We start from the raw sequence: 20,794 nt of genomic DNA, 5'->3' as shown, positions 1-20,794 counted from the left end.
GGGTGGGTTCAAGGTTGCCTAACTGAGATCCACCCCATAGTTTTAGTATCATAATTAATGGATCGAGTGTAGCAATACATTGATAACCAGAATGGAGAAAGCACCTATTCCCCTCAATGAAACTGCGCGTCTGGCAGCCCTACGACGATATCGGATTCTCGATACATTGCCCGAAGTGGAATATGATGACATCACCCGTTTAGCCAGCGTTTTATGTGGTTCCTCCACAGTGCTGATTTCCTTGGTTGATTTCAATCGGCAATGGTTTAAATCACGGGTGGGTTTGGATGTGACCGAAACAGCGCGTGATATTTCGTTTTGTGGTCATGTGGTGGCCAGTGGCACGATGCTCATCATCCCCGATGCCACCGAAGACATCCGCTTTTGTGATAATCCCCTGGTCACCCAACCCCCCCATATTCGGTTTTATGCAGGTGCTCCGCTGCGCACTAGAGAGGGGCTGATCCTAGGAACCCTCTGCCTGATTGACTATGCCCCGAAAACCCTAAACTCAGAACAGATCGAACATCTTCAATCCCTCAGTCGTCTTGCGATGCGGCAGCTTGATCTCCGGTTGGCGGCAAAATGTTCAGAGCGTTTAGCGGCGGTTGTCACCTCTTCCAATGATGCGATCATCACCCAGGCCCTTGATGGCACGATTGACACCTGGAATCCCCAAGCGGAACACCTTTTCGGCTACTCGGAACAGGAGATGATCAATCAATCCTTGGGGATTGTGCTGGGGCCGCAGGGGTGGGGGGCAGAACCCACGTTGGTCAATGCCGTTCTTCAGGGCGAAGCATTGCAGGGGTTAGAAACGACGTTTTATCATCGGGATGGTGAGGCGATCGCGGTATCGGTGACGCTCTCGCCCCTGCGCAATTCCGAGCAGCAGATCATCGGCACATCGCTGATTGCGCGGGATATTCGCAAGCCCAAACTCGCAGAACAACAACTGCAAGCGATGCACGCCCAACTGCTGCGAAGCACGGGGCTGAGAAATGAGGTGCTGAGCAATATCAGTCATGAATTGCGCACATCGATGAGTGCCATTCTTGGCATGATGCAGGGATTACAGGATCAGGTGTTTGGCCCGATCAACACGATCCAGAGCCGAGCCTTGGAGGCAATCGCCCAGAGTAGTCAGCATCTGCTCTCCCTGATTGAAGATATTCCGAATCTGGCCAATATTGAATCTGGGCAGATGGAGATCACCGTCGCCCCGACAGCGATCGCGTCCCTCTGTCGTCAGAGCCTGACCATCGTTCAACAACAGGCCTACGCCAAGGAACTTCAGCTTGATCTACAACTGCCGCCCAACCTGCCCCCCGTCCTGCTCGATGAACGACGCATCCGGCAAGTCTTGATCAACCTCCTCACCAATGCGGTGAAGTTTACACCCCCCGCCGGAACCATCACCCTCACCGTCCACGAACTCCGCCCCCTGACCCCCGCCCCCACCCAACCCGATGACCCGGATCATTGCCTCCAAATCACCGTCAGCGACACCGGCATCGGCATCGCACCGGAGCACCGCGACACCATTTTGCAACCCTTCACCCAACTGAACCCAAAACGGCAACAGACGGGCCTAGGACTGGGGTTGTCAATTGTGCGCGGGATTGTGGAGTCCCACGGGGGAGACCTTCAGATCGCCAGCGCATTGGGCCAGGGGAGTGCTTTTACCCTGACGCTGCCGGTTCGATTGGCCACCCCTGCCCCCGTGCCTCCCCCCTCAATGGTCGAGACCCTCCTCGCCGCTGCGACGAACAAAGCCCCGCTCATTCTCTTAGTCGAAGACAACGAAGCCGACATCATGACCCTGTTGGGCTATTTGCCGGCGAAGGGCTATCAGTTGCGGGTGGCAAAAACGGGACTCGAAGCAATCGCGATCGCCAAAGCCGAACCGCCCGACGTGATTTTGATGGATATTCAACTCCCGGAGATGGATGGCTTGGCAGCGATGCAACAGATTCGCCAACATTCCACCCTGGCGAATGTGCCGATCATTGCGTTGACGGCCTTGGCGATGGCGGGCGATCGCGATCGCTGCCTCGCCGCCGGAGCCAACGCCTACCTAAGTAAACCCGTGCGCCTCCGCCATCTGATCAGCACGATTGAGGGTCTTCTCGCGGTGGCATCGTCCTGAGGGCGGTGATCGCGCTGTGATGGTCGGCAGGAGTTGCCTGGCCTGCGATCGCGCCCCATTCATCCTGATCAGAGTCTACAAAGCTTGATAAGTTAAGAAAGGGTGTAATCACAAAACCATCCACCATTCGAGACTTAGCAGGCAATGCACAATACCACGATCCTCATTGTTGATGATGAACCCGATAACTTTGATGTCATTGAAGCCCTCCTCGAACATCAAGAGTATCAACTTCATTACGCACCCAATGGTCAAGCCGCCATTAATGCGTTACCGATCTTAAATCCGGGCCTCATTTTATTAGATGTGATGATGCCAGAACTAGATGGCATTGAAACCTGTCGCCGGATCAAAAGTATGGCCCGCTGGTCAAATGTTCCGATTATGATGGTAACAGCGTTAGACAGTAAAAAAGACTTGGCGCAATGTTTAGATGCCGGGGCTAATGACTTCATTAGTAAACCTGTGAATGCTCTCGAACTCCGCGCTAGGGTGCAATCACTGCTAAGAATCAAAGCCCAATACGACCAAATTCAAGAATTTTCCCAAGTTCAAGAACAAACCATTCAACTCCTCAAAAAAACCCTCCATGAATTGCGCGGCAACTTAGCCCGCAGTCTATCCCACGAACTCAACACCCCCCTCAATGGGATTCTCGGAACCCTCGATCTACTCCGCTACGACCTCGCCAATATGGAACCGAGTGAGATTGAAGAACTCCTCGGTTGGATTCATGAATCGGCCTGTCGTCTCGAACATTTAACGAATAAATTTCTCGTTTACCTTGAATTAGAACTGGCATCCACCTATCAAAAACCCTTGTCGCTTGATGATTCTGGTTTTAACTTGGCTCTGCTGAGAGGTCATATCCAAGACCGCGTGCGCCGGGCCGAGCGCACTGCGGATTTAACCCTGGTTTGTCCTGAACAAGATATTCCCTTTTCAGAACGTTATTTTATGATTCTCTTAACAGAATTAGTCGATAATGCCTGTAAATTTTCTGAACACGGCCAGCCCATTCAGATCACCATTGATCCCCAACCCGATGCGGTCACCCTCACCGTTCAGGATGCAGGGCGCGGCATGACCCCCGAACAACTGCAACGGATCGACGCTTTGGTACAGTTTGACCGTCAACATTATGAGCAGCAAGGGGTTGGCCTGGGGCTACGCATTATCTACAAAATTGCGGAGTTGGGCAACGCTCCCCTGCAAATCACCAGCGATCTCCACAAAGGCACACGGATTCAGATCACTTTCCCCACCGTGGCGGCCGAGTCTGGGGCCACACCCTAAGGGTTGAGGCGGGTTAGGATGTCTTTACGGGGGGCGATCGCGCCCCCTTCCCCTTGTCCTTTCCTTGCCCATGTCCCCCTTCGATCAAGAACGTCTCCTCTTTACGCCCCAACCCCCCGATGATGATGCGATCGCGCTGATCTTCGCCTTCCCCAATGACTACACGATCGGAATCACCAGCCTCGGCTATCAGTTGGTGTGGGCCAGTTTTGCGCTGCGATCGGATGTGGATGTGCGGCGGTATTTTTTGGATGTGCAGGAGCCGTTACCCTCGGCGGCGGAACTGGTGGGGTTTTCCCTGTCCTGGGAGTTGGACTACGGCAATATTTTGACAATGTTGGAACGGTTGGGGATTCCCCTCCATGGGTCGGAGCGGGACAATTCCCATCCCCTCGTGTTTGGTGGGGGGCCGGTGTTGACGGCGAACCCGGAACCCTTTGCGGCGTTTTTTGATGTGATTTTGCTCGGCGATGGGGAGGCGGTGCTTGATCCCTTCATCGCTGCCTATCAGGCGGTGCGGGGGTGCGATCGCGCCACCCAACTGCGCCACCTCGCCCAAGTGCCCGGCCTCTACATCCCCAGCCTCTACCACGTCACCTACAGCGAACCCGATGGGCCGATTGCTGCGATCGCCCCCATTGATCCCGATATTCCTGCCATTATTGAAAAACAAACCTACCGCAGTAATACCCTTTCCGCCTCCACCGTCGTCACCGAAAACGCCGCCTGGGAAAATATCTATATGGTGGAAGTGGTGCGCAGTTGCCCGGAAATGTGCCGCTTTTGCCTGGCGAGTTATCTCACCTTGCCGTTTCGGACGGCGGATCTCACCGGGTCGCTGATTCCCGCCATTGAGCAGGGCTTGCAGGTGACGCGCCGCCTCGGTCTGTTGGGGGCTTCGGTGACGCAACACCCGGAATTTAGCACCCTCTTGGACTACCTCAGCCGCCCGGCCTATGCTGATGTGCGGTTAAGTATTGCCTCAGTGCGGACGAACACGGTAACGGAACAGTTGGCGCGAACCTTGGCGGCACGAGATACGCGATCGATTACGATCGCCGTCGAAAGTGGTTCCGAACGGCTACGGGAAATTATCAATAAAAAACTCACCAACGCCGAAATTCAACAGGCCGCCGCCAATGCCGCCACGGGGGGACTGAAGGCGATCAAGTTCTACGGGATGGTGGGGCTACCGGGGGAAACGGCGGCGGATGTGGAGGCGACGATCGCCATGGCCCAGGCCTTGAAAAAAACCGCCCCCCGCCTGCGCTTCACCCTCGGCTGTAGCACCTTTGTCCCCAAAGCCCACACGCCCTTTCAATGGTACGGGGTGAATCCCGACAGCCAAAAACGCTTAAAGGGGTTGCAAAAGGGGTTGCGATCGCAGGGCTTCGATTTTCGGCCCGAAAGTTACAATTGGTCGGTGATTCAAGCCCTCTTAGCGCGGGGCGATCGCCGCCTCACGCCCTTATTGGAACTAACCCGCGATTATGGCGATTCTGTGGGAAGCTATAAACGGGCCTTTAAAACCCTACGCGGCACATTGCCCCCCCTGACGGATACGGTGCATGACACTTGGGATCGCGATCGTATCCTCCCCTGGCACCACCTCCACGGCCCTCTCCCCCTCGACACCCTTAAAAAACACTGCGCTGCCGCCGAATCCCTCTTCTGAAAACCGACCACATTGGCGAACGAATGGCGACATGCTAGGTTGAAAGCATCTATACTAAAGTCTGAAAAAATTTAGTGATCCAAGATGTGACGGGAATCAAGACAGTCCCTCCCACAATTTGTCATCGCTCATCATCAACTCATGAAGTGGTAATGGAACTTTCTTTTCCGCAAGAAAAATCGTTGATTTCCGTGTTTCGTCAAGTAGGCGGGGGAGTGTTTCCGCCTGTGGTAGAAAGCTTTGAGCGCGGAAAGACGATCTTTTTTCCGGGCGATCCGGCTGAACGGGTCTATTTCCTCCTCAAAGGAGCGGTCAAACTCTCGCGGGTGTATGAAGCGGGCGAAGAAATTACCGTCGCGCTCCTGCGAGAAAATAGCGTCTTTGGTGTGTTGTCACTCATCACTGGGCAACATTCGGATCGGTTCTACCATTCCGTCGCGTTTACTCCCGTCGAATTACTCTCTGCACCCATTGATCAGGTGCAAAAATCCCTCAAGGAAAACCCTGAACTCTCGATGCTGATGTTGCAGGGCCTCTCCTCGCGCATTCTCCAAACGGAGATGATGATTGAAACCCTCGCCCATCGGGATATGGGGTCGCGGCTCGTTAGTTTTTTGTTGATTCTCTGCCGGGATTTTGGTGTACCCACTCCCGAAGGGATTCGGATTGATCTCAAGCTCTCCCATCAAGCGATCGCTGAAGCCATTGGCTCAACCCGTGTGACGGTGACGCGCCTGTTGGGGGATTTACGCCAAGAGGATATGATTTCAATCCACAAGAAGAAAATTACGGTTCATAATCCGGTGGCCCTGAGTCAACAATTCACCTGATCCTGCGATCGCAATCCCTAAAAATCCGCTAAAACGATGATTGTTTGGTAGGGTATCAGTGCATCCTATCCCTGTTGTGAATCGCATTCGTAATGACCAGTGCTTACGTCCTTATTGTCGCCGTTTTGCTGTTGGGAGGAATTCTGGCAGTATTGGGCGATCGTATCGGTACGAAAGTTGGTAAAGCCCGCCTGCGTCTGTTCAAGCTTCGCCCTCGGAATACCGCGACAGTCATCACCGTGATCACCGGGGTTTCCATTTCAGCCCTGAGCCTGATTATCCTGTTTGTCCTCAGTGAATCGTTGCGGGATGGCGTGTTTCGCCTCGACGCGATCCGGCGGCAACTGCGGATTGCCCAAAGTAACCTCAATGACCTTAGTGCGGAACGGGCTAGTATTACCGATGAACTGGACAATGCAAAGCGAGAACGGAACCGCACCGAACGCAGTTTCCGTGAGGTGCAGCGCCGCTATGCGAGTATGAGGGCCCAGGCGAAACGCCTGAGCACGGAAGTGGAGATTCTGCGGACACAACGAGAACGCCTCCTCGGTCAGATTCCCCGCCTCCAGCAACAGGTGCGCGATCGCGACGATCGCATCGCCAGCCAAGACCAAGTCCTGCGCCAACGGGCGATTCAGTTTCGCGTCCTCCAAGCCCAACAGAGCCGCCTCCAATCCGAAATTGGCCGCCGCGACGGGATGATTCAGGAGCTTGATGGTGAAATTGCCCAACGGGATCAGGTGGTGAGCGATCGCGAAGCCACCCTCGACGACCTCACCCGCCAACTCAACTTTCTCCGCGAAGAAGTCGCCACCCTAGAGCAGTTCTACCAAGACTACCAAGCCCTGCGCCAGGGCAATGTCGCCCTCGTGCGGGGCGAAGTCCTCAGCTATGCGGTGCTGCGCATTGTCGACCCCAATAGTGCCTATCTCGCCATCGATCAACTCCTCAGCCAAGCGAATCGGCGGGCGATCGAAGCGACGCGCCCGTTTAATAGCGACACGGTGAGCGATCGCGTCGTCCAGATCAGCCAAGCCCAAGTCAACCAACTCGCTGCCCAAATCCAAGACGGGCAAGACTATGTGGTGCGCATCCTCTCAGCGGGCAATTTTGTCGAACAAGAAGAAGCCGTCCTCGTCTTTGCCGATGCCGTCCCCAATCAACAAATTTTTGTCGCCCAACAGGTGATCGCCACCGTCTCCGTCGATTCGGATGAGATGACCACCCCCCAAGTCCGCGCCCGACTCGACACCCTCCTCGCCGCTGCCCAATTCCGGGCGAGGCGTTCGGGGGTGATTGGCGATATTCAAATTGGTGACGGTTCTGTGCGCACCTTTGCCAGCTTCGTCGAATGGCTCGAAAATACGCGCCAACCCTTTGAACAGATTCAAGCCGTGGTCAGCACCGACACCTACACCGCCGGGCCGTTGAGCATTGATCTCTTAGTCTTCCGGAATGGGGAATTGGTGTTTCGGACGGCCCCGTCTTAGACAATATCCACTTGGAAAATCAGGTCGTTGAAGTCGCGATCGCCCCCACCGACGAGATCCTCAAACCCAAAGGTATTATTCCCCAACAGGATCACATGATCCGCCCCATCCGCATTGGCCGACGCATAGCTAAAGTACGCCTCACCCCCCCCACCGGAAAGATAAGCATCCACGCTTGAATCCACGATGATAAACGGCGCATACAACGCCCCACCCGTTAAATTGCCGCTCGCGCTAGCCGTCGCACCATTGCCCACCGCCAAATTAATCCCAGACACCCGATTAGCGATCGCCTCCCGCGCATAACCCGCCGCCCCCGGCAACACCCCATTCACTGCCCCATTCACACCATCAATCCGATACAGCCCCACCGTATTATTAAACGTCGCCTCCCGGAACAAATTAAACGTCGCGGTGCGATTGCCCCCAACACTTAAAAGATCAATCACCTCTAACCCATTCGCTTGTGTAGTTCCTACCCCACGCGGAATCAATTCATTAACCTGTTCAATCTGAAGCTGCAAGTCAAAATCGTTAAAAACACCGTCACTGTTGCTATCAAAGGCTAGGTTAAAGACACCGTTACTCCCAGACACCTGAGTCGCATAACTTGCACCATTCACTTCAATCATGAATTGCTCACCGCCGACAAAGCTCGCATTATTCACATTGTCTAAGATAAATGTTTGCAAGCCTGCACTAAAGCCATTGGGTAATTCACCTTGCGTCAGCACCGAAAACAGTTGACTATCCACATTTCCGGCAGCATCTAAATAGGTGATTTTAAGATCATTAATTAAGCTGCCTGCTGGTGACTTCGCAACCGTCAGTTTAACGTTATTTCCATCCCCAGCACCGGTGGTAAAGACCTTGTTTGTCGAATCAAAACTCAAGAATGACTCAACCACAGGGCCTTCAACCACTTGCGTAATCAAGGTGAAATTAAAAATCCCATCCGATGTTCCTGATTCCAACCCATTTACGTTTGCTGGATCATTGACTGTAAACGTAATATCCGTAGAGTAGGATTTCCCCACATCAGCCGCTGTAGCACTTCCACTCAGTAAAACACTGTAGTCTTCAAATCCTCCATTCGCTACCGTGTTAGTGCCGGGGAGCGGGTCTAAAAACGCGGGAGTGTCAAGGGTAAATATGAAGTCAGTGTTGTTAGACGAGGTGGGAAGTGTTGTCAGGTCAAGGTCATTTTGTCCACCATTACGAATCCGAAACGCGAAGGGAAGTAGCGTTGCACCGGCTTCTACCGTAATCGTAATCGTGTCACCATCATTAATCCGTGTTGAGCTACTGTTATCGGTGCGATTAACTAACACCGTAGGATTAACCGGATTTTCGGGAATACCAGGAATGTTAGACCCAGAAGTTGCCGTCGCTGTTGTAGGAATATCATTTCCCACCAAATTGGCTCCGGAGGGAATTACCGGTGCAACTCCAATCCCACTCGCATGAAATGAGGATTGAATATCTTGACCATTACCGGCGTTATTTTTGATCGTCGAGTTAACAATTTTAGTAATGGTGATGGGAACGTTAGTATCCCCAAAGGCAATCCCTGCCCCAAAATTGGCACTATTGTTGCCTGTAATTGACACCTGCTCCAGGGAGATCGATCCCCCATCAGCAACCTGAATTCCGCCGCCACTGCCTGTCGTTGCGGTGTTACCAGTAACCGTTACGTTCGTTAATGTTAATGAAGCGGCCTGGCCTCCACTACTGGCGCTGGAATCACTGGCAATCCCGGCTCCCCCGTCATCGAGGCCATCATTTCCTGACCCTGAGCCTGTGACGGTGTTATTCGTGACTTCACTATCTTCAATGGTGAGAATTGCGCCGTTTTGATTGGTGCTGGCGTTGAGGATGCCGCCCCCATCATCATCGGCGGTATTGCCTTGAATAGAGGAGTTTTTGATGAGAACACTACCGCCAATATTCAAGATGCCCGCACCATCATCACCCAAACTGAAGTTATTATCAAAAACGGCACGTCCTCCCGAAACAATGACGTTTTCTAGAGTCAAGGTAGGAGTAGAGCTAGAGCGCACGACACCGCCATCATAGACGGAGAAAATCCGAAAATTTGTGCTCCCGGTGCGCCGGATGGTGCTGCGGCTGCCGCCGAGCCCTCTAATAATTAATCCCCCCCCTTCATCTGTGATCAGAGGTAAGCCGGTGGGCCCGAATCCAAAACCATTGAGGTCGGAGAATTCTACAGTGGTGAGGTCAAAGGTGCTACCTGCTGTTAACTCGATTGTGTCGGCTACTCCTATGGTGCCATTGGCGGTATTAATTGCTGCGATTAATTCTGAGGCGTTGGCGGCGGTGTAGGTGGCGAGAAGGGCGGAGTAGGTGATTTGGGTGGCGGGGGCGATCGCGATCGCGCTTTGAATGGGGGCGGTTTGGGTGGAGAGGTTCCAAGTGCCGCCGAGGTTAGATGAGCCGGTATAGCTAGGGTTAGCGGCGACGATCGCCCCCGTCATTTGTCCCAATTGCTCCACAAAATCGCGCCCGATCGCACCGTGGCCCACTTGACAGCCGTAGAGGAGCAATTCAAAGCGATCGGAAAATGCGGTGCGCCAAGAGGCGAGCGCGTCTTGATACTGTGCGAGGCTGTCACGATCAACCCAGGCAGAGCCGAGGTCGAGACGGCCGGGCGCACCGTGGCTGATCAGGTGCAGACTGGTGAAGCCGGAATGGGCGCGGAGATAGTCGGTAATTTGGGCGATCCCGTCGCGATCGCGATCGAGGGTGAGGAGGGTTGCACCCGGCAGCAGCCCGGCTTCGAGGTGCGAGCGATGGGGAACAGCCGCATCTAAGATGACGAGCATGCCTTGACCCGTGCGGTTGCTCAAACTCCGGTTAATTAAGGTTGCGGTGTTCATGCATTCTCTCCGTCACGCTTCGCTTGGGTTAGCCAAAATACAACACTACTATAATCAGTCTGCCCCTCGTTCGGGAGGTACATAACAATATTTGTTTTTTTGAAGGGGATTTTCAGCATATTGGCGGACAGAGTCAGCGGGCGGGGATTAGATGAGTTGGATCGGGGCGGTTAATTCTGCGCGGGGCACGACTTGGGCGATCGCCCCCGCATCATCATACCCAGCATGGCGCAGGGCCGCGAGACAGTCCGAAGCGCGATCGCGGGGCAGCGCCACCAACAAGCCCCCCGCCGTTTGGGGGTCAAAGAGGAGAGGATAAATCGGAGCCGTAGGCGATCCGGCAACCGTTGGAGCAGCTGCGAGGTTTTGACCCTGGAGAGAACTGGTGATCCCTTGGTTGATCGTCTGTTGTGCCCCCTCTAGGCAGGGAATCGCCGCCCCGTTGAGCATCACACCGAGGTCACTGTGCTCTAGCATTTCTAGCAGATGCCCCACCAAGCCGAAGCCGCTGATATCCGTGCAGGCCGTCGCTCCCCATTGGCGCACAATCGGCACAGCGGCTTGATTAGATTGGGTCATCGCGTCCACCATGGCAGCGATCCAGCGGCCGGGCGTTCGGCCCCGTTCATACCCCGCAAACAGGGTTCCCGTGCCGATCGCTTTCGTCAGAATCAACACATCCCCATCCCGCACCCCCTGATTCCGCAACGCCGTATGGGGGGCAAGATAACCTTGGCTGGTGAGGCTGAGGGTGAGGCGATCGCCCTCTGTCGTATGCCCCCCCACCAAGGTCGCCCCGGTGGGTTTGAGGGCGGCAACAACACCGGAGAGTACCTGATAGAGGGTTTCCGTCGTCACCGCAGCCACTCCGTAAGGGATCGTCACCCCGGCTAGCACCGTCTGCGGCGTGGCCCCCATCGCCCACAGGTCACTGAGACCATGATTCACCATGATTTTGCCAAAGAGATAGGGATCGGTGATTGGGCTGGTGAAGTGGTCGAGGGTTTGGACGAGATGGGTTTTCGGGGGGAGGCGGCTAATAGCGGCATCATCGGGGCTGTTGAGACCGACGAGTACCGCCGGATGGGGGGGAATCTGGAGACGTGGCAAGACGGCTTTTAACACCGTTGCGCCCACTTTTGAGCCGCAGCCGGAGCAGTACATGGTGGGATGTTGTGGGGGCAGCGGTAGGGCGGTTTTAGGGGGGTCAAGCATCGGGGGAAGGTCGCGGAATTGAGCCATGAAGGCGCGATCGATGTGGTCTTTCCAACGCCAGAACCAAGGCGATCGCCCACTGAACGGCCCCCAAGACGCGATCGCCTGCCGATCTCCCGTGCCAATCAGGGCGAGATAGGTTTTTTGGGGGCGATAGGGCTTGAGGGGTTCCCCTTGGAGGGCGCGGCGTAAATTTTGCACCAAGGGCAACCCCTGACGGACGGCGAAAACACCGGCTTTGGGGCGGGGATGGCGGGCGATCGTCGCAATGTCCCCCGCTGCGAAAACCTGAGGATGGGAGGTGCTTTGGAGGGTGTCGTGAACGAGGATAAAGCCGCGCTCATCGGTGTGTAGGCCCGATGCGCTGATCCAGTCCGGGGGGGCGGCTTGGGTGACCCAGATGGTGCGATCGCAAGCCACCGTTAACCCCGACTCACAGCGCACCTGCTGCCGCTCCACTGCGATCGCCGTTTCACCACAATGCACCTGAATCCGTCGCTCTTTCAGCACCGTTTCAATCAATCGCGCCACGCGGGGATGATGGCCGGTCATCAAGCGATCGCCCCGATGGATCACCGTAATCTGAAACTGGGTGGTGGGGAGAATTTGCCGCAACCGTGTATCTAAATTAATCGCCAATTCCACCCCGCCCGCACCGCCCCCCACGATCACCAGTCGCCACAATCGATCCGGTTGGCGGCGGATTGCGTCGAGGAGGGCGTGCCACGCCGCGAGAAATTGAGGGACGGGTTTGGCGGGGATGGCGTGGGCGGCTGCACCGGGAACGGTGGCGGTTTGGGGGGTGCTGCCGATATCGATGGAGAGCAGATCAAACCGGACAGGGGGACGGTCTGCACAAAGAATGTGATTCTGTTCTAGATCCAGCCCGATCGCCTGGCCGTGATAAAACCGCGTTCCGGCCCGCTGGGCAAGGCTGTAGAGGTCAATATGGGCATCGTCGTGATCATAAATTCCGGCGACGTGGCCCGGCAGCATTCCGGAATAGGGGGTGTCGATGCAGTCGGAAATGAGGGTGAGTTGCAGGCCTGCGATCGCATTCATGGCCAGGTACTTGAGGGCGATCGCGTGACTATGGCCCCCGCCGATAAACACCAAGTCTTTCACGATCGGATACTGAGCAATTTGTAGCATGGGGGAACGTTCCGGGAACTAGGGCAATCATCACAGCTAGGGATGACACCCCAACCCGACGCTTCCCAATTCTAAAATGGCCCCATGCACTTATTTTCTTTGCGACTCAGCATGAAATCAATTCTCCTCACCCTTGGTACAGCTGCTTGTTTGTTAATCGGCTCTGAGGCGATCGCCAAACGTGCCCCCCAACCCAGCCCCACGGTGAACGCCGCCGCCCCTCTCCCCACGGCCCCGATCCAGATCGCCCACTACGACCCGATGATGCTCGAAGCCCTCAACGAGGCGATTCGCAGCAGCCCCAACAATGCCCGCGCTTACCAAAGTCGCGGCATGATCTGGATTCACATGGAAGACTACGCACAAGCGATCGCCGATTTTGCGGCGGTGATTCGCCTCGAACCCAACAACGCCACGGCCTATCTGTATCGGGGCACGTCGCATTTTTGGCTACGGCAGTATGAACCGGCTTTAGCGGATTTCGATCGCGCCTTGAGCCTTGATCCGGATGTGGCGGTGGCCTATTTCAATCGGGGCTATGTGCGCCGGGCGACGGGGGATTTTGCCGGGGCGATCGCGGATTTTGAACGGGGGTTACAGTTGGCCCTGGCGGATCAGGATTTTGAGGCGGTGCAGTCGGCGCGACAGATCCTAACGGATTTGGAGCAGTTGCCGACTTTAACCCAAGCTGACCTGTTGCAACGGGGCACGACGAAGCAGGCCGCGGGGGATTATCTGGGGGCGATCGCAGATTTTAACGAAGTTCTGCGCCAAGATCCCCAACAACTCCGCGCCTACCATCAGCGGGGCATGGCCTGGATTGCCCTGGGGAATGTGGAGGTGGCGATGGAGAGTTTTAACGAGGCGTTGGCGATTGATCCAGACAATGCGATCGCCTACCAAGAACGGGGCAAAGCCTACCTAGAACAAGCCGAATTTACGAAAGCCGTCACCGACCTTAACCAAGCGATCCAACTCGATCCCACCCTCACCGATGCCTACTATCACCGGGGCTTAACCTACACCGAATTGGAACGCTACCGGGATGCTCTGGCGGATTTTTCCGTCGCCATTACCCAAGATGACCAATTTGCCCGCGCCTACGGGGGCCGGGGTTTGGCCTATTACCATCTCGGCGAACAACAAAAGGCGATCGCTGACCTCCAAACCGCGATCGACCTCTTCACCGCCACGGGCGATCTGATCAGCCTCCAACAAACCCTTGGCCTGTTGGAAGTCGTGCGATCGGATTAATCTCCAGGGTGAGATCCTTGCGATCGCCTGTGGTTGCCAGATCAGCCGCTCCGGACAGGGATAGGGGGGAAGCGAGTGGCAGCACGGGCGAGCTTGACCCGATAGAGGAAGTAATGTTCATCCCCAATTAAACCGTTGCGGAATTCGGCCAGGGGTGCGATCGCTAACTCTGGGCGGGTGGCCGCTAGGGGGGCATTGAGAACGAGGAGCAATTCGGGTTTGCCGGCTTTGAGCAGTTGGGTAACGTGATCCAAAATGAGATCAGGAGTTGCTTCGGTACGCTGGGAATTAAAAAGGGTAAAACTGCCCAATTCGCCGCGTTCGGGATAGTACATTTTTCGGTTTAAATAGCCGCAAATGGGGGCCATATTCGCGTCACGACTGCCCACCATAAACAGCATATCAAGATTTTCCTGTTGGATGTAGGCGGTGGTGGCTTTGCTGGCGGAAAAGGGGGTGATATAGTCGCGGGTGTAGGCGATCAATCCTGCCACGAATTGCGCGGTGAGGATGACCGTGAAAACAGGTTTTTGCAGGGATTTAACCCGTTTATAAAGGGGTGTGAGGGGGACTTTTAACGGCAGTTTTTCTGAGCTTCTGGCGGTGCAGTCAGCAGCAATCCAAAGAGCGGCGATCAACACTAAATATAAACTGCCGTAATGGCGGAGGGAACCGAGGAATTTCACATAGGTGAACGTGACGATTTCCAAGGAGGCGAAGAGGTAGAAAAAGAGGGCAACGGGACGTTTGAGGAGAGCGATCGCAAAAAAGCCCAATAGCCCCAAAGAGATAATGCCAAACAAAACCCCGTCAAACACCTTAGAATCGCCCGGCACAAGAACCACAACATAGGCACTCCAAATCCGGGAGAGCGATCGCCCCAAGTGATGCCAATCCCATTGAAAGAACCAGCGGCTCAATCCCCCTTGCAGGGCGCTGTCGGCGGGCGGAATCAGCACATAGGCCGCACTGGCGAGGCCGAGGAGTGCGATCGCCCCACTGCCCACGAGATCCCCCACACGACTCTGGGCACGAATCTTAGGATCACTGAGCCATTCCACCGCCAAGGTCACCAGCAGGGCAAAACCGATAAAAAACGCATAGGCATTGCAATTCGCCATCAAGGCAATAAACAACCCCACCCAGCCATAGGTGCGGCGGCGCGTCGGCCAAGCCACACAAAAACTGAACAGAAAGAGCATCCCGATCGCATAGTTGCGACTGATCAGCAAATATTCATAAAACGGGTAATAGCCAAACATCAGCAGCAGCTTTTGCCAGGGCGCAAAGGGAGCCGCCCGCCACAGTAACACCATCGACCCAACCCCCAAGGCGAGATGATAAAGCTGCATCACCACCGGATCATCGGTGAATTGATTCAACACCGCCAAGCTCAAATACCAAAGCAACGGATGCCCTTCATATTTCACGTTGGCTAAAAAATCCGCCAGCGACATACTGTCGCGCACAATCAACCAAACGTTAAGCTCATCGCGCCACATCGCATGGTTCACAATGCCCACCAGTCCCAAGGCCACGAACAACACAAGGGCGATCAACTGCGATCGCTTCGGGTCAGTCGTGAGGGATTTCCACAGCGTTAGCATCAAAATCTCGTAGGGTATTGAGGATCGGCGCATTCCGGCAAAGGAAGCAGCCAACGATTGTATCAGGGAATCTCCCCCCTGTGCGTCTTTAGATCCTAAACAGGGATGCCGTTTCAGCAACGACATCCCTGTGGGCCTGTTATGCAATGGGCGATCCTGGAACGGATGCCCCACAAAGGCGGCGAGAATCTACCAGAGTCCGGGAATGGGAGCCGCAGCCGGAGCAGGAGCGGGGCGGGTGGAGGGCAAGGGGGCAGCGGTGGGGGCGGGGCGATCGCTTAAGGATTGTTCCAACTGGGCCCAGAGGGACGCTGTGCGCTCCGTGAGGGGGGGCAGTTCTTCGGGAGCATCGGTGTAGAACACCCCATAGTGGCGCGGATTGCCGCAGGTGGGGTCAACATTGTTCATACATTCCATGCTGGTGAGATCGTCCTTCATGTAGTCCGGCATCGGAATCATGTGATCTTCAGGGACTTCATACATTTCGCCGCCGCAATCCATGCTGGGGTTGTTGTTGCAGATAAACCCGCTGCGGGTCAACCCATCTTCTTCCAGGTCATAGAGTAAATTGAGCGCGGAGATGGGATCGTAGTAGCTGGGATCGGTGCTGATGCCGTCCCCGTGATTGTCGGCCAACTCATACACTGCACCGTTCATGGTGTCGGTGCTCAACTGAGCAGCGGCCGAGGGTGCGATCGCTGCCATCCCAGCACTCGCAAGACCCAAGGTTAAAAAGAGAGACTGTAAACGCATTGCCATATACTCCTCAAAATGTTCATCAGTAGGCAAGTCGTACTCATTCTAACCGTAACCACCAAATATCTCCCTCTCCTCCATGAATCGTTAAGAATTTTGGCGGATACTCTCCAGGCCGAATCACCCACACCAGACCCGTTCAGCTGAAAAATTTCCTCACACCCCGCCTCATTTCCCCCTCCATCAAAGCAACCATTAAAATAGTCTAGAACCAACAACGCCGTTCTGGGATCGAGCATCTCACAATGGTTTCAGTCTGTTACTTCGTTTTGGTCTCTGTATATTGTTTCGTTCTTGCTCCCCAATTCGCCCTATGAGTAGCCTCAAACGCCGTCAATTTCTTCAATATAGCTCCCTGGTGATTGCCTCCGGCATGATGACATCCTGTGGCCAATCCCCCGACCCCGCCGCTTCCGATGCCCCGACCGCCAAAACCCTCGATCAGGTCACCTACGGCACGAATTGGTACGCCCAAGCCGAACATGGGGGATTCTATCAAGCCGTCGCCACGGGCATTTACGAAGAACACGGCCTTGATGTGACCATTCAAATGGGCGGCCCCCAAACCAATGGGACACAATTACTCATGTCCGGAACCCTGGACTTTTTCATGGGCTATGCCACGGACGTGATCAAAGGCGTAGAAGAAGGGATTCCGAAAATCACCGTCGCCGCCATGTTCCAAAAAGACCCCCAAGTCCTGATCGCCCATCCCGATCAGGGGATTGAGTCCCTCGCCGATTTGAAGGGGCGACCGATCTATGTGTCGGCGGCGGCGAATAATACCTATTGGCCCTTTTTGAAGTCTAAATATGGGTTTACCGATGACCAAAAACGCCCCTATAACTTCACCGTTGGCCCCTTTTTAGCGGATAAAAATGTGGCACAGCAGGGCTATCTATCCTCAGAACCCCTCAAAATTGAGCAAGAAGGGGGCTTTGAGCCGGTGGTGTTGCTCTTGGCGGATTCGGGGTACAATCCCTACGCCACCACGATCGAGACGCGCCGCGAGATTGTCGAGAGTAATCCGGATCTGGTGCAGCGGTTTGTGGATGCCTCGATTAAGGGCTGGTATAGCTATCTGGAGAATCCAGAGCCGGGGAATGCGCTGATTCAGGAGGCGAACCCGGAGATGTCAAGCGAACAGATCGCCTATGGGATTGCCAAGCTGAAAGAGCATGGTATTTTGCTGTCGGGGGATGCTCTTGAACAGGGTATTGGCGTGATGACCGCCGAACGTTGGCAGGACTTTTTTGAGTTCATGGTCGGGGCGGGGGTGTTTAAAGCGGATACGGACTATACTCAGGCGTTTACCTTGGATTTCATTGGTAAGCCGTTGGGTTAGAAGAAGCGATCGCCCTCAATCATTGGCGGCGTTTGGGGTTGGATTGCTGTGTTTTTGGAACGAGATAATTTTGAACTCAATAATCAATAATGTAGTGATGTGATGATTTCAACAACGTCTAACAGGGTGCTGGAATTGCAGCAGGTCGGGAAGGTGTACCGCAATGGCACGATCGCCCTTCAGGATGCCAATTTAGCGATCGCCCCTGGTGAATTTGTCAGCCTTGTGGGCGCGTCGGGCTGCGGCAAGAGTACGATTTTGCGGTTGATTGCCGGATTGGGCCAACCCTCAACGGGTAACATTCACTGGGATCGGCCCGAACAAGCCCAGGATTTAGCCTTTGTCTTTCAGGATGCGGCGCTGATGCCTTGGGCGACGGTGCTCGACAATGTGCGCCTACCCTTGACCCTGAACAAAACCAAACCGAACCAAGCCCGCGCCACCGCCCAGGATGTGATTAATCTCGTGGGGTTGGCAGGGTTTGAATCGGCCTATCCACGGGAATTATCCGGGGGGATGCGGATGCGGGTGTCGATCGCGCGATCGCTCGTCACAACGCCCCAAGTCCTGCTCATGGATGAACCCTTCGGGGCCCTCGATGAGATGACCCGCAGCAAGCTCAACAGCGATCTGCTTCATCTTTGGCAACAAAAACGCTGGACAGTGGTGTTTGTCACCCACAATATTTACGAAGCGGTGTACCTCTCGCAGCGGGTGGTGGTAATGGCTCCCCGTCCCGGTCGCATCCATGCCGAAATCCCCATCGATGCCCCCTACCCCCGCGATGAAGACTTCCGCACCTCCCCGGAATACATCAACCATTGCCGCGCCGTAGCGGCCCAACTACACACTGCGATGCAGGATGCCGAGAGTCTCTAACCATGCCCACTTCTCAAAAAACAGCCCCCCGCCCCACGCCCACCCCTGCCCCACGCTTGATGCAGACTTCAGACCCCACCGCATGGCAACGGCTGCGATCGCCCGAAGTCCTCGCGCCGATCGTCGTTGGGATCTGCATTCTCGTCGCCTGGGAACTCTTCGTCCGCATCACCGGCCTGCCCCCCTACCTCCTGCCCGGCCCCCTCTTAGTCCTCAAAACCCTAGGGGAAGAATGGAATACGCTCCTGCCCTCCCTGCTGATCACCTTACAAATTACGATCTGTGCATTCTTAGCAGCGGTCGTGTCGGGTCTGTTCATCGCGGTGTTATTTTCCCAAAGTAAATGGATTGAACGCAGCTTTTTCCCCTACGCTGTCATTTTACAAACGACCCCGATCGCTGCGATCGCCCCCCTGATCATCATGTGGATGCGCAACAACACCTTCGGCGCATTAGTCGTCTGCGCCTGGATTGTCGCCTTCTTCCCCATCGTCTCCAACACCACCCTCGGCCTCAACAGCGTCGATCACAACCTCGCCAACCTCTTCAAACTCTACAACGCCTCCCGCTGGCAAACCCTCTGGTATCTCCGCCTCCCCAGCGCCCTCCCCTACTTCCTCGGCGGCCTCAAAATCAGCGGCGGCCTCTCCCTGATCGGCGCAGTGGTGGCGGAATTCGTCGCCGGAACCGGCGGCGCAAAAGCAGGCCTCGCCTATCAAATCCTCATGTCCAGCTACAACCTCCAAATCCCCCGCATGTTCGCCGCCCTCTTATTAATCACCCTCTCCGGTGTCGGCATCTTCGTCCTCTTAACCATCCTCTCTAACACCCTCCTCAAACACTGGCACGAAAGCGCGATTAAACTGGAAAATTAACCCTGCAAAAACCATTTCATCTTCTTATACTGGCTAATGGCTTTAGTCTTCATGATCCCTGAAAAGCAATGCATTTTTCCGACTTATGCTCAGTAATTTAAACCTTAAAAACTTCACAGTTTTTTCCAGTGTAGATCTCCAATTTTCTAAAAATTTAAACGTGATTGTTGGAGAAAATGGTTCTGGAAAAACACACATTCTTAAAATTGCTTACTCAGCACTGGTAACCAGTTGGGAAGAAAGTCGTAAGCCAACAAGCGGTGCTCCCACAAAAGCCCTCATGCAAACTCGTTTGGCTGAAAAACTTGTCAATGTTTTTCGGCCTGAATCTCTAGGGCGACTTGCCAGGCGAAAGCAAGGCCGTGAGAGATGTAAAATTCAACTTTTATTTGAAGACCAAAAATTCAATTTTGAATTTAGTTTTTCGACGAACAGTAAAACGGAAGTTCAAGTAGATCAAGTGCCAAAGAATTGGCTTGAAAATTCACCGGTTTATCTCCCAACCCGTGAATTGCTTAGTATTTTTCCAAGCTTTGTTTCAGTATATGAGGGTCATTATCTTGAATTTGAAGAGACTTGGCGAGATACTTGTATACTTCTAGGTGCTCCTTTACAAAGAGGGACTAACGAGAAAAGGATACAAGAACTTTTAGTTCCGATTGAAAAAGCAATGGGTGGCTCAATTAAGTTAGATAAGAATGGGCGCTTCTATTTGGAAAATGCACAAGGTAAATTTGAGATGCCACTGGTTGCTGAAGGTCAACGTAAACTAGCCATGCTAGCGCGTTTAATTGCCACTGGAGCATTAATGGATCACGGTTTTCTGTTTTGGGATGAACCTGAAGCAAATCTCAATCCACTGCTGATCAAAGAAGTTGCCCAGAGTATCGTAAGCCTCAGTAAAACAGGTATCCAAGTATTTCTTGCGACCCATAGCTTATTTCTACTCCGCGAGCTTGAGATCTTGATAGCTGATCCAAAAAATGCTGAGATTGATTCTCGCTTCTTTGGTCTACATTTTTCCCGCGATCATGTTGGAGTTAAGCAGGGAGATACAATCGACGAGATTGGGGATATTACCGCACTGGATGAGGAACTGATTCAATCTGATCGATTTATTCAGGGTGGAGTGTGAGTATGACAACGATTCAAGTTGATGGCTTGATATTTACGTTTCCACCTTTATGGAACGTTTGCAAATATGATGAATGGGCATTTTATCGCAATCAATTCGCTAAGATGTGGTCTGGGATTAAGGCGGTTGATTTGATTGCGATTGAAGGTCAGGTTGTATGGTTGATTGAAGTCAAAGACTACAGGCGGCAGCAGCGGACAAAAACGATAGATTTAGCTGAAGAAGTAGCCAAGAAAGTT

The 20,794-nt window shown here is 54.2% G+C and carries 14 protein-coding genes and 1 pseudogene; 11 read left to right on the top strand and 4 right to left on the bottom strand.

The genetic code is table 11. From position 1 onward, the window contains the following. The first annotated feature begins 91 nt into the window (after positions 1-91). From PN477_RS06135 to PN477_RS06115, 5 genes are all read left to right on the top strand, one after another. Positions 92-2,149, top strand: a complete 2,058-nt coding sequence (locus PN477_RS06135) for an ATP-binding protein (protein WP_272122105.1) — start codon at positions 92-94, stop codon at positions 2,147-2,149. A gap of 144 nt (positions 2,150-2,293) precedes the next feature. Continuing rightward, complete coding sequence (locus PN477_RS06130; protein ID WP_272122107.1) at positions 2,294-3,445, top strand: hybrid sensor histidine kinase/response regulator; 1,152 nt, start codon at positions 2,294-2,296, stop codon at positions 3,443-3,445. A 70-nt stretch (positions 3,446-3,515) separates the two neighbouring features. Continuing rightward, complete coding sequence (locus PN477_RS06125) at positions 3,516-5,120, top strand: B12-binding domain-containing radical SAM protein (protein ID WP_272122109.1); 1,605 nt, start codon at positions 3,516-3,518, stop codon at positions 5,118-5,120. 152 nt (positions 5,121-5,272) lie between these two features. Continuing rightward, a complete protein-coding gene (gene ntcA / locus PN477_RS06120) occupies positions 5,273-5,950 on the top strand; it encodes a global nitrogen regulator NtcA (RefSeq protein ID WP_072622067.1) in 678 nt (225 codons plus the stop codon). Between the two features lie 92 nt (positions 5,951-6,042). Then, positions 6,043-7,440, top strand: a complete 1,398-nt coding sequence (locus tag PN477_RS06115; protein ID WP_272122112.1) for a DUF3084 domain-containing protein — start codon at positions 6,043-6,045, stop codon at positions 7,438-7,440. Here PN477_RS06115 and PN477_RS06110 read toward each other — a convergent pair. Both PN477_RS06110 and selD read right to left on the bottom strand, forming a co-directional pair. Then, a complete protein-coding gene (locus PN477_RS06110) occupies positions 7,437-10,337 on the bottom strand; it encodes a DUF4347 domain-containing protein (RefSeq protein ID WP_272122114.1) in 2,901 nt (966 codons plus the stop codon). The genes PN477_RS06115 and PN477_RS06110 overlap by 4 nt on opposite strands. A gap of 147 nt (positions 10,338-10,484) precedes the next feature. Continuing rightward, positions 10,485-12,704, bottom strand: a complete 2,220-nt coding sequence (selD, locus tag PN477_RS06105; RefSeq protein WP_272122116.1) for a selenide, water dikinase SelD — start codon at positions 12,702-12,704, stop codon at positions 10,485-10,487. Positions 12,705-12,788: 84 nt separating this feature from the next. On the opposite strand from selD, the gene PN477_RS06100 reads away from it, so the two are divergent. After that, complete coding sequence (locus PN477_RS06100) at positions 12,789-13,958, top strand: tetratricopeptide repeat protein (RefSeq protein WP_272147087.1); 1,170 nt, start codon at positions 12,789-12,791, stop codon at positions 13,956-13,958. A gap of 41 nt (positions 13,959-13,999) precedes the next feature. On the opposite strand, the gene PN477_RS06095 is transcribed toward PN477_RS06100, so the two are convergent. Together PN477_RS06095 and PN477_RS06090 are read right to left on the bottom strand one after the other, a co-directional pair. Then, the gene (locus tag PN477_RS06095; protein WP_272122120.1) at positions 14,000-15,565 is read right to left on the bottom strand and encodes a hypothetical protein; all 1,566 of its coding nucleotides are present in this window, start codon (positions 15,563-15,565) and stop codon (positions 14,000-14,002) included. 189 nt (positions 15,566-15,754) lie between these two features. Continuing rightward, a complete protein-coding gene (locus PN477_RS06090) occupies positions 15,755-16,324 on the bottom strand; it encodes a hypothetical protein (RefSeq protein ID WP_272122121.1) in 570 nt (189 codons plus the stop codon). Positions 16,325-16,634: 310 nt separating this feature from the next. Between PN477_RS06090 and PN477_RS06085 the strand changes: the two genes are divergently transcribed. The 5 genes and pseudogenes from PN477_RS06085 to PN477_RS06065 form a co-directional block, all read left to right on the top strand. Continuing rightward, positions 16,635-17,666, top strand: a complete 1,032-nt coding sequence (locus tag PN477_RS06085) for an ABC transporter substrate-binding protein (protein ID WP_272122123.1) — start codon at positions 16,635-16,637, stop codon at positions 17,664-17,666. A gap of 102 nt (positions 17,667-17,768) precedes the next feature. Continuing rightward, positions 17,769-18,545 (top strand): ABC transporter ATP-binding protein, encoded by a 777-nt coding sequence (locus tag PN477_RS06080; RefSeq protein ID WP_272122125.1) that lies wholly within the window; start codon positions 17,769-17,771, stop codon positions 18,543-18,545. Between the two features lie 59 nt (positions 18,546-18,604). Next, a complete protein-coding gene (locus tag PN477_RS06075; RefSeq protein ID WP_417158758.1) occupies positions 18,605-19,420 on the top strand; it encodes an ABC transporter permease in 816 nt (271 codons plus the stop codon). An 85-nt stretch (positions 19,421-19,505) separates the two neighbouring features. Further along, entirely contained in the window at positions 19,506-20,555 is a 1,050-nt protein-coding gene (locus tag PN477_RS06070) for an AAA family ATPase (RefSeq protein ID WP_272122129.1), read from the top strand. 2 nt (positions 20,556-20,557) lie between these two features. Then, positions 20,558-20,794 (top strand): annotated as a pseudogene (locus PN477_RS06065) (hypothetical protein); the annotation flags it as partial.

Origin of the sequence: Spirulina subsalsa CS-330 (genome assembly GCF_028330765.1) — a bacterium.
Classification (GTDB): Bacteria; Cyanobacteriota; Cyanobacteriia; order Cyanobacteriales; family Spirulinaceae; genus Spirulina; species Spirulina subsalsa_A.
The sequence above is the reverse complement of the archived record's forward strand: the minus strand, read 5'-3'. Positions and strand labels throughout refer to the sequence as shown.